The following is a 25962-nucleotide window of genomic DNA, read 5'->3' as shown; positions in this document are numbered from 1 at the left end:
ACCCTTGCCTGTTACGAGTCAAAGAAGACTGAAGAATGAAAGGAGGCCAGAGAACTGCACCTCGGCGCTTACGTTTTAGCTGAGCTCGTTCTCGATGAAATCGAAGAGATCATCGTCGGATGCTCCGTCAAGCCGCTCCGTGATGCTCTCAGCGTCCTTCGCTCCGCCTTCGTCGCCATTCAGCCTGGCGAGGAGTACTTGGAGTCGGGTCGCGATGGCCATTCGCTCGGCATTGTCCGGCTCAGCCGTGGAAAGTGATGCCTCAAGTTTTTCCAGATCCGCGATCAGCGGAGTGGCGGATACCCCTTCGTCGGGCAGGACACCCGCCCTTACCTGCTCTGCCAGAGCCTTTGCGTTGGGGTAGTCGAAGACCAGTGTGGTGGGCAGCCGCAGCCCGGTGTCCGAGTTCAGCCGGTTTCGGAACTCGACCGCCGTGAGCGAGTCGAAACCCAACTCCTTGAAGGCTCGGTCAGATTCCACGCCTTCCATACCGGAGAATCCGAGAACCGCCGCCGCGTGACCGCGCACCAGGTCGAGTACGGCGCGCTGCCGCTCACCCGGGGCCAGCGCGAGGAGCCTTTCCCTCAGACGCGATCCGCCTTCGGCGTGGCTCTCCTCGGCTGCATGGGCCTGTTCCAGGGCCGATGCGACCTCGGGCAGTTCACCCAGGAGCGGGCTGGGCCGCCCGATCGTGAACGCGGGCGCGAACCGCTCCCAGTCCACATCGGCGACCGTCAGCACACCGTCATCACCCGCAATCGCCCCCTGCAACGCGGCAAGAGCCAGACCGGGCGCCATCGCGGGCAGACCACGACGGGCCAACTGATCGCCGCCGTCGCCGGCCGCCATGCCGCCTTCGGCCCACGGCCCCCAGGCCACCGCCGTACCAGCAAGACCCCGACCCCGACGCTCCTCCACCAACGCATCCAAATAAGCGTTCGCCGCACCATAAGCAGCCTGACCACCACTACCCCACACACCCGCGATCGACGAAAACACCACAAAGGCGTCCAGCTCACGATCGCCCAGCAACGCGTCCAGGTTGACGGCACCGGCCACCTTGCCGGAGATCACACCAGCAGCATCGGCCAGCCCCATCCCCGCAAGCTCCGCCGCCTGCTCCACACCCGCCGCATGGAAAACAGCCCGCAGCGGAAACTCCGCCGGAACCGCCTCCAGCACCGTCGCCAACTGCTCACGATCGGCCACGTCGCACGCCGCCACCGTCACCCCGGCACCCAGCGCTTCGAGTTCCGCACGCAGCGCCTCAGCGCCCGGCGCCGCAAGGCCCCGACGGCTGGTCAACACCACATGCTCCGCACCCTGCCCGACAGCCCAACGAGCGACCCGGCCACCCAGCGCACCCGTACCACCAGTCACCAGCACCGTGCCACGTGCCTGCCACGACGCCACGTCCGCGGCAGGCGCCGCCGACCGAGCCAGACGACGTACGAACACACCAGAGCCACGCACCGCAACCTGGTCCTCGGCAGCCTCACCGGCCCCGCCGGCCAGCACACCCACCAACCGCGCTACCGCACGCTCATCCAGCACCTCAGGCAGGTCAACCAGACCACCCCACAGCTCTGAGTGCTCCAACCCCACCACCCGACCCAAGCCCCACACCTGCGACTGCGCGGCACTCACCAGCCGATCCGAACGGCCCACCGACACCGCACCCCGCGACACACACCACAACAGACCCTCGGCATCCACCTCGGCCAACGCCTGCACCAACGTCAACGTCGAAGCAAAACCAGCCGACAACTCCGGATACCCCGGGCACGACCCCTCATCCAGAGCAAGCAGCGACAACACGCCACCCACCTCAGGCACAGCCGCGAGAACTTCACGCAGCCGCCCACTCAGCACCCCGGACTCAAGATCCCCCTCACCCACCACCAGCGACACCACATCGGCGCCGTGCCGCTCAAGCCCCGAAGCAACCCCCGCCACCAATTCGTCCTCGGCACGGGACTCGGGAACCACCACCAGCCACGTCCCCGACAACGACCCACCGGCCACATCCGAGACGGGCTTCCACGACACCCGATAACGCCAACCATCGATCGTGGATTGTTGGCGGTTGCTCCGGTGATATGCGGACAGCGCGGGCATCACCGTACTCAGCGGTGCGTTGCCATCGACGTCGAGTGCCCGGGCGAGTGCTTCGAGATCCTCGCGCTCGACCGCTTCCCAGAATCGCGCGTCCACCGAGTCCGCGGCCGTCGAACCGGAATTCCGGCCGCTGCCGGACGCGGATGCCTCAGGCCAGAACCGTTCACGCTGAAACGCGTATGTGGGCAGCTCCACCTTGCCGGCACCGTGTCCGGCGAATATCGATTCCCAGCCCACCGTGGCACCGTGTGCATGCAGTTCGGCAAGCGCCGTCATCAAAGCCCCTGCTTCGGGTCGTTCTTTACGCAGCACCGGGACCAGAATCGCCGCCGAGGTGCCCTCGGCGTTTTCCGCAAGGCAGTCCTGTGCCATGGCGGTGAGCACACCGTCTGGACCAACTTCCAAGAACCTTGTCACGCCCAACGCCTTAAGCGAACGAACCCCATCAGCGAACCGAACTGCCTCACGTACATGTCGGACCCAGTAATCCGGAGAAGACGTCTCCCCCTCCGAGACCAACCCGCCAGTGACATTGGACACCAGCGTCATGGTCGGCGGTTCAAGAGAGACCTCACGGACCACTCGGCCGAACTCGTCCAACATACTGTCCATGAGGTAAGAGTGAAACGCATGTGAGACCCGCAAACACCTAGTCTTTCGTCCCTTCGCCGTCCAGGTGTCCGCCACCTCCTGGACCGCCTGCGTGTGCCCGGCGATCACCACGGCGGTTGGTCCGTTGACCGCCGCGATGCTCACCTCGGCCTCACGACCAGCGAGCGATCCGACGATCTCCTCCTCCGACGCCTGGATCGCGACCATCGCGCCACCCTCGGGCAGCGCCTGCATCAGCCGACCGCGGGCGGCGACCAACGTGCACGCGTCCTCAAGCGAGAACACCCCCGCCACATGCGCCGCAGCAATCTCACCAATGGAGTGACCCATCACCACATCGGGGGTGACACCCCAGTGCTCCAACAACCGGAACAACGCCACCTCAACCGCGAACAGCGCAGGCTGCGTAAACGCCGTCTGATTCAGCAGCTCGGCATCCGCACCACCCTCCGCCGCGAACATCACGTCCTTCAGCGGACGCTCCAGCAGCACATCAAGCCGGGCACACACCGCATCCAAAGCACGGGCGAACACCGGGAACGCCCCGTACAACTCCCGCCCCATACCGAGGCGTTGCGCACCCTGACCCGAGAACAGGAACGCCGTCTTGCCGCCCGACACCGCCTGCCCCTGGACCACCCCGGAAGCGATTCCGCTCCCGGCCACGGCCTCAAGACCACGCAGCAGGGCTTCCCGGTCCTGGCCTACCAGCACGGCACGGTGCTCGAACACCGACCTGGTCGCCAGCGAGTACCCCACATCCAGCACGCCGAGGTCGCCCCGGGCCGCCACATGCGCGGCGAGCCGCCCGGCCTGTGCCCGCAGCGCCTCCTGGCTCTTGGCCGAGACCAGCCACGGCACCACTGCCGAGGACCCGACGGTCGCGGAGGCGGCAACCGGAGTGGAAGGGGAGGCCACAGCGTCCGCAGCCGCGGGCTGCCCGGCCTCCGGCGCCTGCTCGATGATGGTGTGGGCGTTGGTCCCACTGAGCCCGAACGAGGAGATGCCCACCCGGCGCGGACGGCCGGTCTCCGGCCATGCGGTGGCCTCGGTCAGCGGACGCACCTCACCCGCCGACCAATCCACCTCCCGCGACGGCTCATCCAGGTGGAGGATCTTCGGCAACACACCCTCGCGCATCGCCATCACCATCTTGATGATTCCCGCGACACCGGCCGCCGCCTGGGTGTGCCCGATGTTCGACTTGATGGCCCCCAGCCACAGCGGCTGGCCCTCGGAGCGCTCCTGGCCGTACGTGGCCAGCAGCGCCTGCGCCTCGATCGGGTCACCCAGCGTCGTACCCGTACCGTGCGCCTCCACCGCGTCCACCTCGGCCGCTGACAGACGGGCACTCGCCAGCGCCTGCCGGATCACCCGCTGCTGCGACGGACCGTTCGGCGCCGTCAGACCATTCGACGCACCGTCCTGGTTGATCGCACTGCCGCGGACCACCGCCAGCGCCGGGTGGCCGTTCTTCCGCGCATCCGACAGCCGCTCCACGAGCAGCAGGCCCACACCCTCGGACCAGCCCGTGCCATCCGCGGCGTCCGCGAACGGCTTGCAGCGGCCATCGGGAGCCAACCCACGCTGCCGGCTGAACTCCACAAAGCCACTGGGTGTCGACATGACCGACACACCACCGGCAAGCGCCAGGTCGCACTCGCCCTGGCGCAGCGCCTGCACCGCCATGTGGAGCGCCACCAGTGACGACGAACACGCCGTGTCCACCGTCACCGCCGGCCCCTCAAGACCGAAGGTGTAAGAGATACGGCCCGACACCACGCTGGCCGCACTGCCCGTGCCCAAGTGGCCTTCGAGGTCGCCCTGGGAGTCCACCCACAATCCGGCGTAGTCCTGGCCGTTCGTCCCGACGAACACACCCGCCCGAGTGCCCTTCAGCGACTCGGGAGCGATGCCGGCGCGCTCGAACGCCTCCCACGAGCTCTCCAGGAGCAGCCGCTGCTGCGGGTCCATGGCCAGCGCCTCGCGCGGCGAGATCCCGAAGAACCTGGCGTCGAATTGCGGGGCGCCGTAGAGGAAGCCGCCCTCGCGGGCGTAGGACGTGCCGAGCCGCTCGGGGTCGGGGTCGTACAGCCCGTCGAGGTCCCAACCGCGGTCGGTGGGGAATGCGGAGATGGCGTCGGCGCCTTCGGCCACCAGCCGCCACAGGTCCTCCGGTGTGTGGACGTCGCCGGGGAAGTGGCAGCTCATCGCCACGATCGCGATGGGGTCCTGGTCCACGGCCACCGCGTTCGGCTGGGCGGTGTCGAGGGCCGATGGGGCCGTGCCGAACGCCTCGGCGTCCAGGTAGTCGGCCAGTTCGGCGGCGGTCGGGTAGTCGAAGACGAGCGTCGCCGGGAGGCGCAGGCCGGTCGCGAGGTCCAGCCGGTTGCGCAGTTCGACCGCCGTGAGGGAGTCGAACCCGAGGTCGCGGAAGGCACGGCCGGGCTCGATCGAGTCCGCCGAGGTGTGGCCGAGCACCGAGGCCGCTTGGCCGCGGACCAGGTCCAGCACGGCCTCGTTGCGTTCGGCCGCCGCCAGTCCGGCGAGCTTCCCGGCGAAGGTGGCCGCCTCCGTACCGGCGCCGCCGTCGTCCGTGACCAGGTGCTTGTGCGCCTCGGGGATGTCGCTGACGAGAGTGCCGCCTTGCGCGGCGGCCAACGACGGGGCCAGGCGCTCCCAGTCGACGTCCGCGACGACGAGCGACGCCTCTTCTTGGCCGGCGGCCCAGCTCAGCGCGTCCACCGCCAGCGCCGGGGCCATCGCGGACACCGCGCCACCACGTACCCGATCCCCGGCGCGGCCGGTCGCGGCCATACCGGATTCGGCCCACGGTCCCCAGGCCACCGCTGTACCGGGAAGACCGGCGCCACGGCGCTCCACGGCCAGCGCGTCCAGATACGCGTTCGCCGCCGCGTACGCACCCTGCCCGGCGCCGCCCACCACACCGGCGAACGACGAGAACAGCACAAACGCGTCCAGTTCCAGGTCGGCCGTCAGCTCGTGCAGCAGCCGCGCGCCCTCAACCTTCGCCCCCAGCACTCCGGCGAGCTGATCGACAGTCAGACCGTCCAGGACGCCGTCATCCAGCACACCGGCCGCGTGCACCACACCGCGCAGCGGGAAGCGCTCGGGAATCCCCGCCAGCACCTCGACCAGCGCATCCCGATCGGAGGCGTCACAGGCCACCACCGACACGGCAGCACCGAGCTCTTCCAGCTCCGCCCTCAGCTCGGAGACACCCTCAGCCGCGAGCCCTCGACGACTGGTCAGCACCACATGCTCGGCGCCCGCACGCACCGCCCAGCGCGCCACATGTGCGCCCAGCGCACCCGTACCACCGGTGATCAGCACCGAGCCGCTCGGCCGCCATGCCTCGCCGCCCGTCGACGCCGTACGCACCAGCCGTCGGCCGAACACGCCGGAGCCCCGGATCGCTGTCTCGTCCTCGCCACCCTCCGCGGACAGCACCCCGACCAGCCGCGACACGGCACGCTCGTCCAACGCCTCAGGCAGATCGACGAGCCCACCCCAGAGCTGCGGATGCTCCAGCGCCGCCACCCGGCCAAGGCCCCACACCTGCGCCTGCACGGCGCTCGCGAGCCGGTCGGAACGACCCACCGACACCGCACCCCGCGAGGCACACCACAGCCGAAGGCCCACGTCCAACCCTGCCGCGGCCTGCACCAGCCGCAGCGTCAGCGCGAGCCCGGCAGCGACCACCGGCTGCCCGGCCGTCGGCTCCTCGTCCAACGCGAGCAACGACAACACCCGCGCGTCGGACTCGTCGCCGAGCGCACCGCGCAGCACCTCGGCGAGCCCATCGCGGTCCGTGTCCCCGTCGACCGACACCGGTACGACGCGGGCGCCGGACTTCTCCAGCCCCTGCGTGATCGTGACGGCGAGCTCGCTGTCCGCGAGCCCGGCAGGCACCACCAGCAGCCAGGTACCCGACAGCGCCCCCGCCACCACCTCCGGGACCGGCTTCCAGGAGACCCGGTAGCGCCAGCCGTCGACCGTGGCCTGGTCACGCTGCTGACGGCGGTACGAAGACAGCGCGGGCAGCAGTTCACCCAGCGAACCGCTCCCGTCGACGTCCAGCGCCTTGGCCAGGGTCTCCAGGTCCTCGCGCTCGACCGCTTCCCAGAACCGCGCATCCACCGAGTCCGCGGCAGACCCGCTCGAAGCCTGCGCACCGTCCTCCAGCCAGAAGCGCTGACGCTGGAAGGCGTACGTCGGCAACTCCACCGTCCGCGCACCACGCCCGGCGAAGACCTGCTCCCAGTCGACCTCAACACCGTGCACATGGAGTTCGGCCAGCGCCGCCGTCAGCGCCTGAACCTCCGGGCGGCCCTTGCGCAGCACGGGTGCCACGACCGGAGCCGAACCGGCTTCCACCCGCAGGCAGTCGCGCGCCATGGCGGACAGCACACCGTCGGGGCCAACCTCGACGAACCGGGTCACGCCCAGCTTCTCCAGCGCCCGCACCCCGTCCGCGAACCGGACCGCCTGCCGCACATGCCGCACCCAGTACTCCGGCAAGCACACCTCGTCGCTGCTCGCCGCCTCGCCCGTCACGTTCGACACCAGCACGATCGACGGTGCCTGGAACGACAGCCCCTCGACGACCTTGCGGAAGTCACCCAGCATCGCGTCCATACGGGGCGAGTGGAAGGCGTGGCTGACCCGCAGCCGGCTGGTCTTACGACCCTGCTCCGACCACTGGCCGGCGATCTCCAGTACAGCGGCCTCGTCGCCGGCGATCACCACGGCGGTCGGGCCGTTGACGGCCGCGATGCTCACCTCGGCCTCACGACCAGCGAGCGACCCGGCGATCTCCTCCTCGGACGCCTGGACGGCGACCATCGCGCCACCCTCGGGCAGGGCCTGCATCAACCGGCCACGGGCGGCGACCAGCGTGCACGCGTCCTCCAGCGAGAACACCCCCGCCACCTGCGCCGCAGCAATCTCACCAATGGAGTGACCGATGACTACGTCCGGGGTGACACCCCAGTGCTCCAACAACCGGAACAACGCCACCTCAACCGCGAACAACGCGGGCTGCGTAAACGCCGTCTGATTCAACAGCTCGGCATCCGCACTGCCCTCCGCCGCGAACACCACGTCCTTCAGCGGACGGTCAAGCACGACGTCCAGGTGCGCACACACCTCATCCAGCGCCCGGGCGAACACCGGGAACGCCTCGTACAACTCCCGCCCCATACCCAGGCGTTGCGCACCCTGACCCGAGAACAGGAACGCCATCACTCCCGATGCGTTCGCGACACCCTGAACCGCTCCGGGGGCCATTTCACCGGCCGCGACGGCCTCGATGCCGCGCAACAACTCCGCACGGTCGGCGCCCACGATCACCGCACGGTGTTCATGCACCGCACGGGTCGCCACCAGCGAGTAACCCACATCCAGCACACCCAGCTCGGCCTCGTCGATCAGGTGGGCCCGCAGCCGCTCGGCCTGGGCACGCAGAGCCTCCGCACTCCTGGCGGAAAGCGCCCAGGGCACGGTGCCGTGGTCCTCGACCGGGGCCGCCGGGGCGGGCTGCGCCTCGTCCTCGACCGGCGGGGCCTGCTCGATGATGGTGTGCGCGTTGGTGCCACTCACACCGAAGGCAGAAACACCAACCCGCCGCGGCTGCCCGGTCTCCGGCCACTCAGCGGACTCCGTCAGCAGCCGCACCTCACCCGCAGACCAGTCCACCTGGCTCGACGGCTCATCCACGTGCAGGGTCTGCGGCAACACACCATGCCGCATCGCCATCACCATCTTGATGATGCCCGCGACACCCGCCGCCGCCTGCGTGTGGCCAAGGTTCGACTTGAGCGAACCCAGCCACAACGGCCGGCCCTCGGGACGCTCCCGGCCGTACGTGGCCAACAGCGCCTGCGCCTCGATCGGGTCACCCAACGACGTACCCGTACCGTGCGCCTCCACCACGTCCACATCGGCGGCCGAGACCCCGGCGTTGGCGAGGGCCTGCCGGATCACCCGCTGCTGGGACGGACCGTTCGGCGCCGTCAGACCATTCGACGCACCGTCCTGGTTGACCGCCGAACCACGCACGACCGCCAGCACCTCGTGGCCATTGCGTCGGGCGTCGGACAACCGCTCCACCAGGAGCATGCCGACACCCTCGGACCAGCCCGTACCGTCCGCGGCATCCGCGAACGGCTTGCAGCGGCCGTCGGGAGCCAACCCACGCTGCCGGCTGAACTCCACGAACGCACCCGGCGTCGCCATCACCGTGGCACCACCGGCAAGAGCAAGGTCACACTCACCCTGACGCAGCGCCTGCACCGCCAGATGCAGCGCCACCAGCGACGACGAACACGCCGTGTCCACCGTCACCGCCGGCCCCTCAAGACCCAACGTGTACGAGATACGGCCTGACACGACCGAGGTCGCGTTGCCGGTCAGGATCTGTCCTTCGAGTTCCCCGGCCGCACCGTCGTGCCCGACTCCGTAGCCCGAGGTCGCGGCGCCGACGTAGACGCCGATCTGGTTGCCGCGTACGGAGGTGGGAGCGATACCGGCCCGCTCGAAGACCTCCCACGAGGTCTCCAGGAGCAGCCGCTGCTGCGGGTCCATGGCGAGCGCCTCACGCGGCGAGATCCCGAAGAAGCCCGCGTCGAACTCGCCACCGTTGTGCAGGAAGCCACCTTCGCGCGCGTAGAACGTGCCCAGACGCTCCGGGTCGGGGTCATACATCCCGTCCACGTCCCACCCACGGTTGGACGGGAAGTCGGAGATGGCGTCACCACCAGCGGCCACGAGCCGCCACAGGTCCTCGGGGCTTCCGACGCCGCCCGGGAAGCGGCAGCTCATCCCGACGATCGCGATCGGGTCGTCATCGACCGGGACCACCACCGCCGAAGGCACAGCCACCGCCCCCTGTGCACCCAACACCTCGGCACGCAGATGACCGGCCAACACCACAGAACTCGGGTAGTCGAAGACCAACGTGGCCGGCAACACCAACCCCGTCTCCGCGTTCAACCGGTTACGGAACTCCACCGCAGTGAGCGAGTCAAAACCCAACTCCTTGAACGCCCGACCCGGCTCAACGGCCTCCGCACCCGCAAAACCGAGCGCCGCCGCGGCCTGACCACGCACCAGGTCAAGCAGAGCCCGGTCGATCTCGGCCTCGGTCAAGCCTGCCAGGCGCGCCCGCAGACCCGTCGCTGCCTCGCCTGTCTGGTCGGACGAACTCGCGGCGTCGAGTGCCCTCCGCACCTCGGGCAGGTCGGCGAGCAACGGGCTCGGCCGCTCCAGAGTGAACAAGGGGGCGAACCGCTCCCAGTCCACATCGGCGACCGTCACCACACCCTCATCACCCGCGATCGCCCCCTGCAACGCGGCAAGGGCCAGCGTCGGAGGTATGACCGCCAGGCCACGGCGGACAAGCTCCCCTTCCATCCCCTCCGAAGTGGCCATGCCGCCTTCGGCCCACGGCCCCCAGGCCACCGCCGTACCAGCAACACCCCGACCCCGACGCTCCTCCACCAACGCATCCAGATAAGCGTTCGCCGCACTATAAGCAGCCTGACCACCACTGCCCCACACACCCGCGATCGACGAGAACACCACAAAGGCGTCCAGCTCACGATCACCCAACAGCGCATCCAGGTTGACAGCGCCGGCCACCTTGCCGGAGATCACACCAGCAGCATCGGCCAGCCCCATCCCCACAAGCTCCGCCGCCTGCTCCACACCCGCCGCATGGAAAACAGCCCGCAGCGGAAACTCCTCCGGAACCGCCTCCAGCACACCGGCCAGCGCCTCCCGGTCAGACACATCGCACGCCGCCACCGTCACCCCGGCACCCAGCGCTTCGAGTTCCGCACGCAGCGCCTCAGCGCCCGGCGCCGCAAGGCCCCGACGGCTGGTCAACACCACATGCTCCGCACCCTGCCCAACAGCCCAACGAGCCACCCGACCACCCAACGCACCCGTACCACCCGTCACCAACACCGTGCCACGTGCCTGCCACGACGCCACCTCGACTACAGGCGCCGCCGACCGAGCCAGACGACGTACGAACACACCAGAGCCACGCACCGCAACCTGGTCCTCGGCAGCCTCACCGGCCCCGCCAGACAGCACACCCACCAACCGCGCAACCGCACGCTCATCCAACACCTCAGGCAGATCAACCAGACCACCCCACAACCCCGAGTGCTCCAACCCCACCACCCGACCCAGACCCCACACCTGCGACTGCACAGCACTCGCAAGCCGATCCGAACGACCCACCGACACCGCACCCCGCGACACACACCACAACAAACCCTCGGCATCCACCTCGACCAACGCCTGCACCAACACCAACGTCGAAGCAAAACCAGCCGACAACCCCGGATACCCCGAGCACGACCCCTCATCCAAAGCAAGCAGCGACAACACACCACCCACCTCAGGCACAGCCGCGAGAACTTCACGCAACCGCCCACTCAACACCCCGGACTCAAGATCCCCCTCACCCACCACCAGCGACACCACATCGGCACCGTGCCACTCAAGCCCCGAAACAACCCCCGCCACCAATTCGTCCTCGGCACGGGACTCGGGAACCACCACCAGCCACGTCCCCGACAACGACCCACCGGCCACATCCGAGACGGGCTTCCACGACACCCGATAACGCCAACTGTCAATGGTCGACTGGTCACGGCTGCTGCGCCGGTACGCCGAAAGCGCGGGCAGCACCGCGCCCAGCGTCGCCTCGTCGTCGAAGTCGAGCGTCTTGGCGAGCGATGCGAGGTCCTCGCGCTCCACGGCCTGCCAGAACCACGCGTCCACCTCGTCCCGGATGCCGGCGTCAACACCGGATGAACCGTCGGCGGACTTCTCGATCCAGTAGCGCTGCCGCTGGAACGGGTAGGTCGGCAGGTCGACCCGGCGAGCTTCGAGACCGTCGAACGCCGGCCCCCAGTCGACAACGGAGCCGTGAACATGCAGCCGAGCCAGCGCCGTGGTCAGCGCGACGGCCTCCGAGCGGTCCTTGCGCAGCACCGGCACGACCACGGGTGCCGAGCCGGGCTCGGCCCGTTCTGCCAGGCAATCCTGCGCCATCGCCGAGAGCACACCGTCGGGACCCACCTCCAGGAAGGTGGTCACACCCTGTGCGTCGAGCGTCCGCACACCGTCCGCGAACCGCACCGCCTCCCGGACGTGGCGCACCCAGTACTCCGGCGAGCACACCTCCGCGTCCGCCAGCTTGCCGGTGACATTGGAGACGAGATCGATGTTGGGCGAGGCGAACGACAGCCCCTCGACAACCTTGCGGAAGTCGTCCAGCATCGCGTCCATGCGCGGCGAGTGGAACGCGTGGCTAACCCGCAGCCGGCTGGTCTTACGGCCCTGCTCCGACCACTGTGCCGCGATCTCCTCTACGGCAGCCTCGTCACCGGCGATGACCACGGCGGTCGGACCGTTCACGGCCGCGATGCTCACCTCAGCCTCACGACCGGCGAGCGATCCGGCGATCTCCTCCTCGGACGCCTGGATGGCCACCATCGCGCCACCGGCCGGCAGGGCCTGCATCAACCGGCCACGCGCCGCGATCAGCGTGCACGCGTCCTGAAGCGAGAACACCCCCGCCACATGCGCGGCAGCAATCTCACCAACCGAATGCCCGATCAGCACATCCGGGGTGACACCCCAGTGCTCCAACAACCGGAACAACGCCACCTCAACCGCGAACAACGCAGGCTGCGTAAACGCCGTCTGATTCAGCAGCTCGGCATCCGCGCCACCCTCCGCCGCGAACATCACGTCCTTCAGCGGACGCTCCAGCAGCACATCAAGCCGGGCACACGCCTCGTCCAGCGCACGGGCGAACACCGGGTATGCCTCGTACAACTCCCGCCCCATACCCAGGCGTTGCGCACCCTGACCCGAGAACAGGAACGCGAGGGTGTCCTCGATCCGTGCCACACCCTGGACGACCTGAGCCGCGTTCTCGCCGTTGGCCAGAGCCTCCAGACCGCGGAGGAGGCCATCGCGATCCTCGGCGACCACGGCCGCGCGGTGCTCGAAGACCGAACGGGTCGTGGCCAGGGAAAAGGCCATATCGGCCGGCGACAACTCCGGATGCGCACTCATGTGGGCGTGGAGCTGGCCCGCCTGGGCGCTCAGCCCCTCCGTGCTCCTGGCGGACACCAGCCACGGCAGGACAGCAGGCTGCTTCGCCGCGTCGGTCTGGGGGGCGGTTGCCTCCTGTTGTTCATCGACGTTGGCCTCCGGGGCCTGCTCGATGATGGTGTGGGCGTTGGTCCCGCTCAGCCCGAACGAGGAGATGCCCGCCCGGCGCGGCTGCCCGGTCTCGGGCCACTCGGTGGCTTCCGTCAGCAGCCGTACCTCACCCGCCGACCAGTCCACCTGACTCGACGGCTCATCCACATGCAGGATCTTCGGCAGGACGCCGTGCCGCATGGCCATCACCATCTTGATGATTCCCGCGACACCGGCGGCGGCCTGGGTGTGTCCGATGTTCGACTTGATGGCCCCCAGCCACAGCGGCTGCTCCTCGGCCCGCCCCTGCCCATAGGTGGCCAGCAGCGCCTGTGCCTCGATCGGGTCACCCAACGTGGTACCCGTACCGTGCGCCTCCACCGCGTCTACCTCGGTGGCCGACAGTCCCGCGCTGGCCAGGGCCTGGCGGATGACCCGCTGCTGCGACGGACCGTTGGGCGCCGTCAGACCATTGGACGCACCGTCCTGGTTGACCGCCGAACCACGCACGATCGCCAGCACCGGGTGGCCGTTCTTCCGCGCGTCCGACAGCCGCTCCACCAGGAGCAGGCCCACACCCTCGGACCAACCCGTACCGTCCGCACCCTCCGCGAACGGCTTGCACCGGCCATCGACCGCCAGCCCACGCTGCCGGCTGAACTCGATGAACGAACCTGGCGACGACATGATCGATACGCCACCGGCCAGGGCCAGTTCACACTCGCCCTGGCGCAGTGCCTGCACTGCGAGATGCAGCGCGACCAGCGACGAGGAACACGCCGTGTCCACCGTCACCGCCGGCCCCTCAAGGCCGAAGGTGTAGGAGATGCGGCCAGACACCACGCTGGCCGCACTACCCGTCAGATAGCCCTCAAGTTCGCCTCCCACCTCATAGAGATGGGTCGCGTAGTCCAGGCCGCTCGTGCCGACGAAGACCCCGACCGGCCTGCTGCGCAGGGAGACGGGGTCGATGCCGGTCCGCTCGAACGCCTCCCACGCGGCTTCCAGCAGCAGCCGCTGCTGTGGATCGGTCGCCAGCGCCTCACGCGGAGACATCCCGAAGAACTGCGGGTCGAACTCGTCGGCGTCGTAGAGGAAGCCGCCCTCACGGGTGTAGCTCGTCCCCGAGTTGTCCGGGTCGGGGTGGTACAGCGTCTCGTTCTCCCAACCGCGATCGGTCGGGAACTCGGAGATGGCATCGACGCCATCCACGACGAGTTGCCAAAGCTGCTCGGGGGTGCGCACGCCCCCGGGGAAACGACAGCTCATACCGACGATGGCAATGGGCTCTTTCGAGGCCGCGACCAGACGCTGGTTCTGTAGCTTGAGGCGGTCGTTTTCCCGCAGAGAGGCGCGCAGCGCTTCGACAACTTTTTCGGAGGACGTAGCCATCAGTAGCTCCACACTTCCAACAACATCAAAGGTCAGCGCCGCCCAGAGCCCTCTGGACGAGGTCATCGACATCCATCGTGTCGACCGCGCTACTCAGTTCTTCTTCTTGCGGCGCCGAATCAGAACCGCTCTCCGATATCTGAGCGAGTTCGAGCAGGGCGTCCATGAGTCCGGCTTCACGGAAACGCGCGAGCGGGAGGGAAACCAACGCCTCGCGTATCCGGTCCTCTTCCGAGTCGTTCTGCTCAGCCCCACCACCTTGCGGGAACATGCCCGCTTCCAGGTGCTCGGCCAGGGCGATGAGGTTCGGGTAGTCGAATGCCAACGTGGTCGGCAGCTCCAGGCCGGTGATCGCACCCAGCCGGTTGCGTAGCTGAACGGCCGTCAGCGAGTCGAATCCCAGCTCTGTGAACGACCGATCATTCTCGATGGCGTCCGGGGCCGTGTGCGCCAGGACCGCGGCGACGTGCTGGCGCACGAGCTTGCGTAGCTGGCGCTGACGCTTCGCCGAAGGCAGCGCCTCCAGGCTGGTGCGCAGCTCGGCCACCGCCGACTCGGTCGCCGCCGGGTCGGAAGGCGTCAGTGATGCCGTCGGCCGCTGCGTCTCGATCAGCTCGCTCAGCAACGCTGTCGTACGGTCCGCTCCCAGCTCGCCCGCGAGCCGCTCCCAGGCGGCATCGGCCACGAGGAGGAAGGGTTCATCCAGGTCCAGCGCACGCTGAAGCGCGGAGATGGCCAGATCCGGGTTCATCGGGGCCATACCGCCCCGCCTCATCTGCTCTTCGAGCTCCCCGTCAACCGCCATACCGCTGCCGGCCCAGGCGCCCCAGGCAATGGAAGTCGCGGGAAGACCATCCGCACGCCGCTGCAACGCCAACGCGTCCAAATACGCATTGCCCGCCGCGTAACTCCCCTGCCCCGGACCACCCAACGTGCCCGCCGCCGAAGAGAACAACACGAACGCCGACAGATCCAACCCGGCGGTCAGCTCGTGCAGGTTCCGTGTCGCGTCCACCTTCGGACGCAGCACGCCGGCCGCCCGCTCCACCGTCAGGGCATCCACCACACCGTCGTCCAACACGCCCGCCGTATGCACCACGGCAGTCAGCGGCAACTCACTCGGAATACCGTCCAGCACCGCCGCCAGAGCCTCCCGGTCGGCCGCGTCACACGCTGCCACCGTCACCCGGGCGCCCAGACCCTCAAGCTCCGCCTTCAAACCGGCGGCACCCTCGGCCTCCAACCCACGACGGCTGGTCAACACCAGATGCTCAGCACCCGTACGCGCCAACCAACGCGCCACATGTGCACCCAACGCACCCGTACCACCGGTCACCAACACCGAACCCGAGCTCTGCCAGGACCCACGGCCCGCCGCGTCCTCGGCCACCGAGGCCCGCACCAGCCGTCGGCCGAACACGCCGGAGCCCCGGATCGCCGTCTCGTCCTCGCCACCCTCCGCGGACAGCACCCCGACCAGCCGCGACATGGCACGCTCATCCAACGCCTCAGGCAGATCGACGAGCCCACCCCAGAGCTGCGGATGCTCCAGGCCCGCAACCCGGCCAAGGCCCCACACCTGCGCCTGCACGGCGCTCGCAAGCCGGTCAGAACGACCCACCGACACCGCACCCCGCGTACCGCACCACAGCCGGGCGCGCACGCCCAGCCCCGCCACGGTCTGCACCAGCCACAGCGTCAGCGCAAGTCCGGCAGCGACCACCGGCTGCCCGGCCGTCGGCTCCTCGTCCAACGCGAGCAACGACAACACCCGGACATCGGATTCGCCGTCAACCGCGGCCAGCAGTGCCCGGGCGAGCCCATCGCGGTCCGTTCCTGCGTCCACTGCCACCGGTACGACACGGGCACCGGACTTCTCCAGCCCTTGGGAAATCGTCTCCGTCAGCTCGTCGTCCGCAAGCCCGGTGGGCACCACCAGCAGCCAGGTGCCCGACAGCGTCCCCGCCGCCACCTCCGGAACCGGCTTCCAGGAGATCCGGTAGCGCCAGCCGTCGACCGTGGTCCGCTCGCGCTGCTGACGGCGGTACGAGGACAGCGCGGGCAGCAGTTCACCCAGCGAGCCGCTCCCGTCGACGTCCAGCGCCTTGGCCAGGGTTTCCAGGTCCTCGCGCTCCACCGCGTCCCAGAACCGCGCATCCACCGAGTCCGCGGCGGCGGGGGCGGGGGCGCCCGAGACTTCGCCCGTACCCTCCAGCCAGAAGCGCTGACGCTGGAAGGCGTACGTCGGCAGCTCCACCGTCCGCGCACCACGCCCGGCGAAAACCTGCTCCCAACCCACCTCGACACCTTGCACATGGAGTTCGGCCAGCGCCGCCATCAGCGCCTGAACCTCCGGGCGATCCTTGCGCAGCACGGGTGCCGCGACCGAGACCGATGCCCCGCCCGCGATCAGGCAGTCCTGCGCCATCGCGGTGAGCACACCGTCCGGGCCCACCTCCAGGAACGAGGTCACCCCGAGCTTCTCCAGGGCCCGCACCCCGTCCGCGAACCGCACCGCCTGCCGTACGTGGCGCACCCAGTACTCCGCCGAGCACACCTCGTCCGCGCCCGCTGGCTCACCGGTCACATTGGAGACCAGTGCGATCGACGGTGGGGCGAACGACAGCCCCTCGACGACCTTCCGGAAGTCGTCCAGCATGGCGTCCATGCGCGGCGAGTGGAAGGCGTGGCTGACCCGCAGCCGCTTGGTCTTGCGACCCTGCTCCGACCACTGGCCGGCGATCTCAAGGACGGCGGCCTCATCGCCGGCGATCACCACGGCGGTCGGGCCGTTGACGGCCGCGATGCTCACCTCGGCCGCGCGACCAACGAGCGATCCGGCGAGCTCCTCTTCCGACGCCTGGACGGCCACCATCGCGCCGCCCTCGGGCAGCGCCTGCATGAGCCGGCCACGCGCCGCGATCAACGTGCACGCGTCCTCCAGCGAGAACACCCCGGCCACATGAGCCGCAGCGACCTCGCCCACCGAATGACCGATGAGTACGTCCGGGGTGACACCCCAATGCTCCAACAGCCGGAACAACGCCACCTCGACCGCGAACAACGCAGGCTGCGTGAACCCGGTCCGGTCCAACAGCTCGGCGTCCGCACTGCTCTCCGCCGCGAACATGACGTCCTTCAGCGGACGGTCAAGTACGACATCCAGATGCGCGCACGCCTCGTCCAGCGCGCGGGCGAACACCGGGAACGCCTCGTACAACTCCCGTCCCATGCCCAGGCGTTGCGCACCCTGACCCGAGAACAGGAACGCCCGCAGACCGGACGCGTTCGCGACACCCTGAACCAGCCCCGGGGCAACCTCTCCGGATGCGACTGCCTCGACGCCGCGCAGCAACTCCGCCCGGTCGGCACCCACGATCACCGCACGGTGTTCATGCACCGCACGGGTCGCCACCAGCGAGTAACCCACATCCAGCACGCCCAACTCGGCACGCTCGACCAGATACGACCGCAGCCGATCGGCCTGGGCGCGCAGGGCTTCCGGGCTCCGGGCGGAGAGCGTCCAGGGGGCCGGGCCGTGGTCGTCGGCGGGGGCCGGGGCGGGCTGCGCCTCGTCCTCGGCCGCCGGGGCCTGCTCGATGATGGTGTGCGCATTGGTGCCGCTCACGCCGAAGGCGGAGACACCGGCCCGGCGCGGATGCCCCGTCTCGGGCCAATCGGCCGCCTCCGTCAGCAGCCGCACCTCCCCCGCCGACCAGTCCACCTCCCGCGACGGCTCATCCACATGCAGCGTCTTCGGCAACACACCATGCCGCATCGCCATCACCATCTTGATGACACCAGCAAGTCCGGACGCGGCCTGGGTGTGACCGATGTTCGACTTCAACGCACCCAGCAACAACGGCTGGCCCTCGGGACGCTCCCGACCGTACGTGGCCAGCAACGCCTGCGCCTCGATCGGGTCACCCAACGTCGTACCCGTACCGTGCGCCTCCACCGCATCAACCTCGGCCGCCGACAGGCCAGCACTCGCCAGCGCCTGCCGAATCACCCGCTGCTGCGACGGACCATTCGGCGCCGTCAGACCATTGCTGGCACCGTCCTGGTTGACCGCCGAACCACGCACGACCGCCAGGACCGGGTGACCGTTCTTCCGCGCATCCGACAGCCGCTCCACAAGCAGCATGCCGACACCCTCGGACCAACCCGTACCATCCGCCGCGTCCGCGAACGGCTTGCACCTGCCATCGGGGGCCAACCCGCGCTGACGGCTGAACTCCACGAACGCACCCGGCGTGGCCATCACCGCGACGCCACCGGCGAGCGCCAAATCGCACTCGCCCTGACGCAGCGCCTGCGCGGCCAGATGCAGCGCGACCAGCGACGACGAACACGCCGTGTCCACCGTCACCGCGGGCCCCTCAAGACCCAATGTGTACGAGATGCGACCTGATGCCACGCTCCCAGCGCTTCCGCTGCCGAGAGACCCCTCGAAGCCCTCGGGAACCTCCGACAGCCGGGTGCCGTAGTCGTTGTACATCACGCCCACGAACACACCGGACCGGCTGCCCCGCTGGGTCGTGGGGTCGATACCGGCCCGCTCGAACGCCTCCCACGCGGTCTCAAGCAACAGCCGCTGCTGCGGGTCGGTCGCCAGCGCCTCACGCGGGCTCATGTCGAAGAAGGCGGGGTCGAATTGGTGCGCGTCGTAGAGGAAGCCACCGTTCTGGGCGTAGTACGTGCCCTTTCGGTCGGGGTCCGGGTCGTACAGGCGCTCAAGGTCCCACCCGCGGTCGGCCGGGAACTCGGACATCGCATCCGTGCCCGCCATGACCAACTGCCACAGCTCTTCGGGGGTCCGCACCCCGCCCGGGAAGCGGCAGCTCATGCCCACGATCACGATGGGGTCGCTGTCCACCGGCGCGCCCGGCACGGCCACCGCCGCGCTCGCCGACGAGGCAGCGCCGTCTCCGCCCAGGATTTCGTCACGGATGTGGCCGACGAGTGCCATCGGGGTCGGATAGTCGAAGACCAGCGCGGCGGGCAGCCGCAGACCGGTCTCCGCGGTGAGCCGATTCCTGAGATCGACCCCCATCAGCGAGTCGAAGCCGAGTTCCTTGAACGGCCGTCGTGTGTTGACGGCCTCGGCGGTGGCGTGCCCGAGGGCGCCTGCGGTCTGGACGCGGACCAGCTCCAGCAACATCTGGTCCTGCGCCGTCTGCGGCAGACCCGCGAGGCGCCGGCGCAGTTCACCGGGAAGGCTCTCGTCCTGCTCCGATCGTGCGACACGGCGCACTGTCGCGGTGGGTACGACGCTACGGAAGAGGGCGGGGAGTTCGGCGCCCTGCGCACGCAGCGCCGGGATGTCCAGCCGCACCGGAACCGGCACGATCTCATCCGAGACCAGGGCCGCGTCGAACAGCTCAAGCCCCTCGTCCGTGGCCAGCGGCACCAGGCCGGAACGCGACACTCGGCGCAGGTCCTTCTCGCCGAGGTGTCCGGTCATGCCGCTGGCCTCGGCCCACAGACCCCACGCCATCGACACACCCGGCAACCCCCGAGCCCGCCGCCACGACGCCAGACCATCCAGGAACACATTCGCCGCCGCGTAACTCCCCTGCCCCGGACCACCCAACGTGCCCGCCGCCGAAGAGAACAACACGAACGCCGACAGATCCAACCCGGCAGTCAACTCATGCAGGTTCCACGCCGCATCCACCTTCGCCCGCAACACCGACTCAACCCGCTCACGCGTCAACGACGTCAACAACCCGTCATCCAACACACCCGCCGCATGCACCACACCACTCAACCCAAAACCCTCAGGCAACCCCGACAACACCCCAGCCAACGCCCGCCGATCCGCAGCATCACACGCCGCAATCACCACCTCAGCACCCACACCCTCCAACTCCGCCCGCAACCCCACCGCACCCTCAGCCCCCTCACCACGACGAGAAAGCAACACCAACTTCCGCACCCCATGCCGTGCCACCAGATGCCGAGCCACCACACCACCCAACACACCCGTACCACCCGTCACCAACACCGCACCAGAGCCAAACACCCCCGACTCCGGAACCTCACCCAAAGACACCACCCGACCCAAACGCGGCACCCGCACCACACCCGACCGCACCACCACCTGCTCCTCACCCAAACCCAACACCCCAGGAAGCAGACCCTCCACACCCTCCAAATCATCGGTGTCCACCAGCAACAGGCGCCCGGGATTCTCCGACTGCGCCGACCGCACCAAACCCCACACCGCAGCCCCACCCAAATCCACCACACCATCGCCATCGCCCGCATCCACAGCCCTCTGGGTCACCACCACCAACCGCTCACCCACAACACCCTCATCCCCCACCCACGCCTGCACCCGCCCCAACACCTCAAGGACCTGCCCATACACCTCACCCACCACATCCGAACCATCAGAAACAACCCGCACCACCTCAGTCCCCGACGCCTCACCCGCCACCGCAACCCCAGGCGCATCCACCCACTCCACCCGGAACAACGCATCCCGCACCACCCCACCCACACCACTCAACTGACCCGCATCCACCGGCCGCAACACCAACGACTCAACCGACGCCACCCCACGCCCCGACTCATCCCCCACCCACACCGACACCGCATCCGAACCCTCACCCACCAACGCCAACCGCACCCGCAACGACGTCGCACCCACCGCCTCCAAAACAAACCCACGCCACGAGAACGGCAACAAACTCCCCGACCCACCTACGAAGCCCTCACTCACACCCAACGCATGCAACGCCGCATCAAACAACGCCGGATGCAAACCAAACCGCCCCGCACGCTCCCGCTCACCCTCCGGAAGCTCAACCTCCGCAAACACCTCACCACCACGCCGCCACGCACACCTCAACCCCTGAAAAACCGGCCCATACTCCAACCCATTCTCCGCCGCCCGCACATACTCACCCGACACATCAACCAACTCAGCCCCCACCGGCGGCCACACACCAAAATCAAAGGAAGCCGTGTCGGCACCTGCCACCGGTGCGAGCACACCACGGGCATGGCACGTCCAGGGCGCGCCCTCGCCCGCTGTCTCCTCCCGCGAGAACACGCTCACCTCGCGGAAGCCGGAAGCGTCCGCCTCCTCCACCTCAACCTGAAGCTGCACCCCGCCCTTCTCGGGCATGATCAGCGGCGCTTCCAGGACCAGTTCCTCAACCCGACCACAACCAACCTGGTCCCCGGCCTGCCCCACCAGCTCGACAAAGGCCGTCCCCGGCAACAACACAACCCCATGCACCGCGTGATCCGCCAACCACTCATGCGTGGCCAACGACAACCGCCCATTCAGCAACACCCCACCACCACTCGCCAACGACACCACCGCACCCAACAACGGATGCCCCAACGAACCCAACCCCACCGAACCCACATCACCCACACCCGCAGGAACATCAAGCCAAAACCGCTCCCGCTGGAAGGCATACGTCGGCAACTCAACCCGCCGACCGCCTCGGTTCTCCAGCACGGTGGCCCAGTCCACCTCGGCGCCGTTCACGAATACCTCGGCGGCGGAGGTCAGGAACCGCTCCAGGCCACCCTCGTCCCGCCGCAGGGTCCCGGTGACCACGGCCTGCGCTTCGACTGCCTCGACGGTCTGCTGTACGGGAACGGTGAGTACGGGATGCGGGCTGACCTCGATGAACACACCGTGCCCGCTCCCGAGCAGGGTGCGGGTGGTGGACTCAAGCTCCACGGTCTGGCGCAGGTTCCGATACCAGTACCCGGCGTCCAGACCTGCCGTGTCCATCAGCTCACCGGACACGGTCGAATAGAACGGCACGTCGGAAGTACGGGGCTTCAGGTCCGCCAGGACCTTCAGCAACTCCTCGCGGATCGACTCCACATGCGCCGAGTGCGAGGCGTAGTCGATTTGTACCCGACGAACCCGCACCTCCTCACCCTCAAGCTCCGCGAACATCTCATCCAACGCGCCAAGATCACCAGCCACCACAACCGAACCAGGACCATTAACCGCAGCAACCGAAATCGCACCATCCCAAGCAGCGATGCGCTCCCGCACCTGGTCGACCGCAAGCCCGACCGACACCATGCCACCCCGGCCAGCAAGCCCAGCAGCGATGGCCTGCGACCGCAACGCCACCACCTTCGCCGCGTCCTCCAGCGACAACGCACCCGCCACACAAGCAGCCGCGATCTCACCCTGGCTGTGACCCATGACCGCGTCCGGCTCGACACCCACCGAACGCCACAACTTCGCCAGCGACACCATCACCGCGAACAACACCGGCTGCACCACATCCTCCCGGCCATAACCGGGAGCGCCCTCAGCACCACGCAGGACATCCGTCAGCGACCAGTCGACGTGAGCCGACAGAGCCGACTCACACTCACCGATCGCCTCAGCGAACACCGGCGAGGAGTCCAACAAACCCACCGCCATACCCACCCACTGCGCACCCTGACCCGGGAACACAAACACCGAACGACCGGGAGGCGCGCTCTCGCCCACCACCACGCCCGGAAGGGCAGACTTCTCCGTGACGGCGCCCAGGCCTGACAGCAGCTCGTCCCGGTCCCGGCCCACCAGTACCGCACGGTGCTCCAGCACCGACCGAGTCATGACCAGCGACCGCGCCACATCGGCGGCGTCCAGCTCCGGACGCTCGGCCACGAACTCCCGCAGCCGGCCGGCCTGCGCCCGCAGCCCCTCCTGGCTACGACCCGACACCAGCCACGCCACCGGACCGTCGACGACCTCGGCCGCGGCGTCGTCGGCCGCCTCGGCCTCCGGCGCCTGCTCCAGGATGACGTGCGCGTTCGTCCCGCTCACACCGAAGGACGACACACCGGCACGGCGCCGCTCGCCCGTCTCCGGCCACGGGGTCGACTCGGTCAGCAGCGATACCGCCCCCGCCGACCAGTCCACATGCTCCGACGGCTCTTCCACATGCAGCGTCCGCGGCAACACACCGTGCCGCAACGCCATCACCATCTTGATGACGCCACCCACGCCCGCGGCAGCCTGTGTGTGGCCCACGTTCGACTTGAACGAGCCCAGCCACAACGGCCGGTCCTCCGCCCGCTCCTGGCCGTAGGTGGCCAGCAGCGCCTGGGCCTCGATCGGGTCACCCAGCGGTGTTCCGGTGCCGTGTGCCTCCACCGCATCCACATCGGCCGCGGACAGGCCGGCGTTGCGCAGCGCGTCGCGGATCACCCGCTGCTGCGAGGGGCCGTGGGGTGCGGTCAGCCGGCTGCTCGCCCCGTCCTGGTTCACGGCGGCGCCCCGTACCACGGCCAGCACCTGGTGCCCGTTGCGCTGGGCGTCGGACAGCCGCTCCAGCAGCAGCACACCGGCGCCCTCGGACCATCCGGTGCCGTCGGCTGTGTTCGAGAACGACTTGCAGCGTCCGTCCACGGCGAGTCCGCGCAACCGGCTGAACTCGATGAACACCCCTGGTGTCGCCATCATGGCCACGCCACCGGCGAGCGCGAGCGAGCAGTCGCCCTTGCGGAGCGCCTGGACGGCCAGTTGGAGCGCCACGAGCGACGAGGAGCACGCGGTGTCCACGGTCATGGCGGGGCCTTCGAAGCCGAAGGTGTAGGAGATGCGGCCGGAGGCGACGCTTCCAGCACTGCCGTTGCCGAGGTGGCCTTCGAGGCCCTCCGGTATGGCCTGGATGCGGGAGCCGTAGTCGTTGTACATCACGCCGACGAACACGCCGGTTCGGCTGCCCCGCGCGGACGCCGGGTCGATGCCCGCCCGCTCAAGCGCCTCCCACGAGGTCTCCAGGAGCAACCGTTGCTGCGGGTCGGTCGCCAGCGCCTCACGCGGGCTCATACCGAAGAAGGAGGCGTCGAAGCCGTTCGCGTCGTGCAGGAACCCGCCCTCACGCGTGTAGCTCTTGCCCGGCTTCTCCGGGTCGGGGTCGTACAGGTCCTCGTCCCACCCCCGGTCGACGGGGAAGGTGGAGACCGCGTCGGTGCCGGAGGAGACCAGCTCCCACAGGTCTTCGGGTGACTCCACGCCGCCGGGATACCGGCACCCCATGCCGACGATCGCGATGGGCTCCCGGTCCCTGTCCTTGAGTTCCTTCAGCTCTTGACGAGTTTCGTGCAGACTGGCCGTCGCGCGCTTGAGGTAGTCGCGCAGCTTGGTCTCGCTCACCGTGTCTTGTCACTCCTTTGAGCACCCCGGACAGGGGTGGAAAGCCTTCGGCCAGTAACTTCCGGGGACGGGGGCATCGGCGTCACGAGAGTTCCTCGTCGAGGAAGTCGAAGATCTCGTCGTCGGTCGCCGACTCGAACGTGTCGGCGACGACCCCACCGTTCGCCGTCTCCGTCTGCTGCCCCGCGGTCAGCTTGGCCAGGACCTGCTGCAAGCGTGAGGTGAGACGTGCCGTGGCGGCTTCGTCCGCCACCACCTCGGCGATGGAGCTCTCCAGCTTCTTCAGCTCCGACAGAACCGGCAGCACCAGCGATGCGTCCGACTCCTCCGCGACAAGCTCCTGTGCCAGGTAGCCGGCCAGCGCCCGGGAGGTCGTGTAGTCGAACAGCAGGGTGGCGGGGAGCCGCAGGCCGGTCACCGTGCCGAGCTGGTTGCGCAGTCCGACCGCGGTCAGCGAGTCGAAGCCGAGTTCCAGGAAGCCACGGTCAGGGGCGATCATGCGCGGGCTGTCGTGGCCCAGCGCCATGGCCGCGTGCTCCGTGACCAGTTCGAGGAGCGCCTGCTGCCGGGCGGCGGGGTTCATCGAGCCGATACGGCTACGCAGGCCGGCGGGGTCGGCACCGGAGCCGCCCGTGGACGCCTTCGCGGCGCCGCGTCGAGCCGTGGTCCGGATGATGCTCCGCAGCAGCGCCGGGATCGGCCCGTCCTGAGCTCGCCACGCCGCGGCGTTGAGCCGTGCCGGGACCAGAGTGGCCGCGTCGATGCCGCAAGCGGTGTCGAACAGGGCCAGGCCCTCCTCGGAGGACATCGGGGTCACGCCTTCACGGGCGAGGCGCCGCATGTGGGCCTCGTCCAGCTTGCCGGTCATGCCGCTGCGCTCCTCCCACAGGCCCCAGGCGAGCGACTGGGCGGGAAGGCCCTCGGCCCTGCGCCGGTGGGCGAACGCGTCCAGGAAGGCGTTGGCGGCTGCGTAGTTGGCCTGGCCGGTGCCGCCGAGGGTTCCGGAGAGCGAGGAGAACAGCACGAACGCGGACAGGTCGAGACCGGCGGTCAGCTCGTGCAGGTTGAGCACCGCGTCCACCTTGGGCCGCAGCACGCGGTCGACCCGCTCGGGGGTGAGGGCTTCGACGACGCCGTCGTCCAGCACTCCGGCGGTGTGCACCACGGCGGTGAGCGGGTGTTCGTCCGGCAGGGAGGCCAGGAGTGCGGCGAGGGAGTCGCGGTCGGCGGTGTCACAGGCGGCGACCACTGCATGGGCGCCGAGGTCCGTGAGCTCCGTCCGCAGTTCGGCCGCGCCGGGGGCGGGGGGGGGGCCGGGGGGGGCGGGGGGGGCCGGCTGTGGAGTGCCCGGGGGGCCCGGTCAACCTTCCCCCCCCCGGGGGGGCGTACCGCTTTGGGGGACAGCTGCGCCCACCGCGGGCGGGGGCGGGACCGGGGCGGGAGCCGCC

Annotated in this window: 2 protein-coding genes and 1 pseudogene; all 3 read right to left on the bottom strand. The window is 69.0% G+C overall.

From position 1 onward, the window contains the following. Positions 1-75 precede the first annotated feature (75 nt). Positions 76-14373, bottom strand: coding sequence for a type I polyketide synthase (locus tag AAHZ94_RS00855; RefSeq protein WP_349989859.1), 14298 nt, complete (start codon positions 14371-14373; stop codon positions 76-78). A gap of 25 nt (positions 14374-14398) precedes the next feature. Then, the gene (locus tag AAHZ94_RS00850; RefSeq protein WP_349989856.1) at positions 14399-24514 is read right to left on the bottom strand and encodes a type I polyketide synthase; all 10116 of its coding nucleotides are present in this window, start codon (positions 24512-24514) and stop codon (positions 14399-14401) included. An 82-nt stretch (positions 24515-24596) separates the two neighbouring features. Further along, positions 24597-25817, bottom strand: a pseudogene (locus AAHZ94_RS36305) (type I polyketide synthase); the annotation flags it as partial. Positions 25818-25962: the final 145 nt, after the last annotated feature.

The sequence above is a fragment of the Streptomyces sp. HSW2009 genome, from assembly GCF_040240285.1.
In the GTDB taxonomy this organism is placed as follows: domain Bacteria; phylum Actinomycetota; class Actinomycetes; order Streptomycetales; family Streptomycetaceae; genus Streptomyces.
Note: the sequence above shows the minus strand (reverse complement) of the source record. Positions and strands in the feature narration are given on the sequence as shown.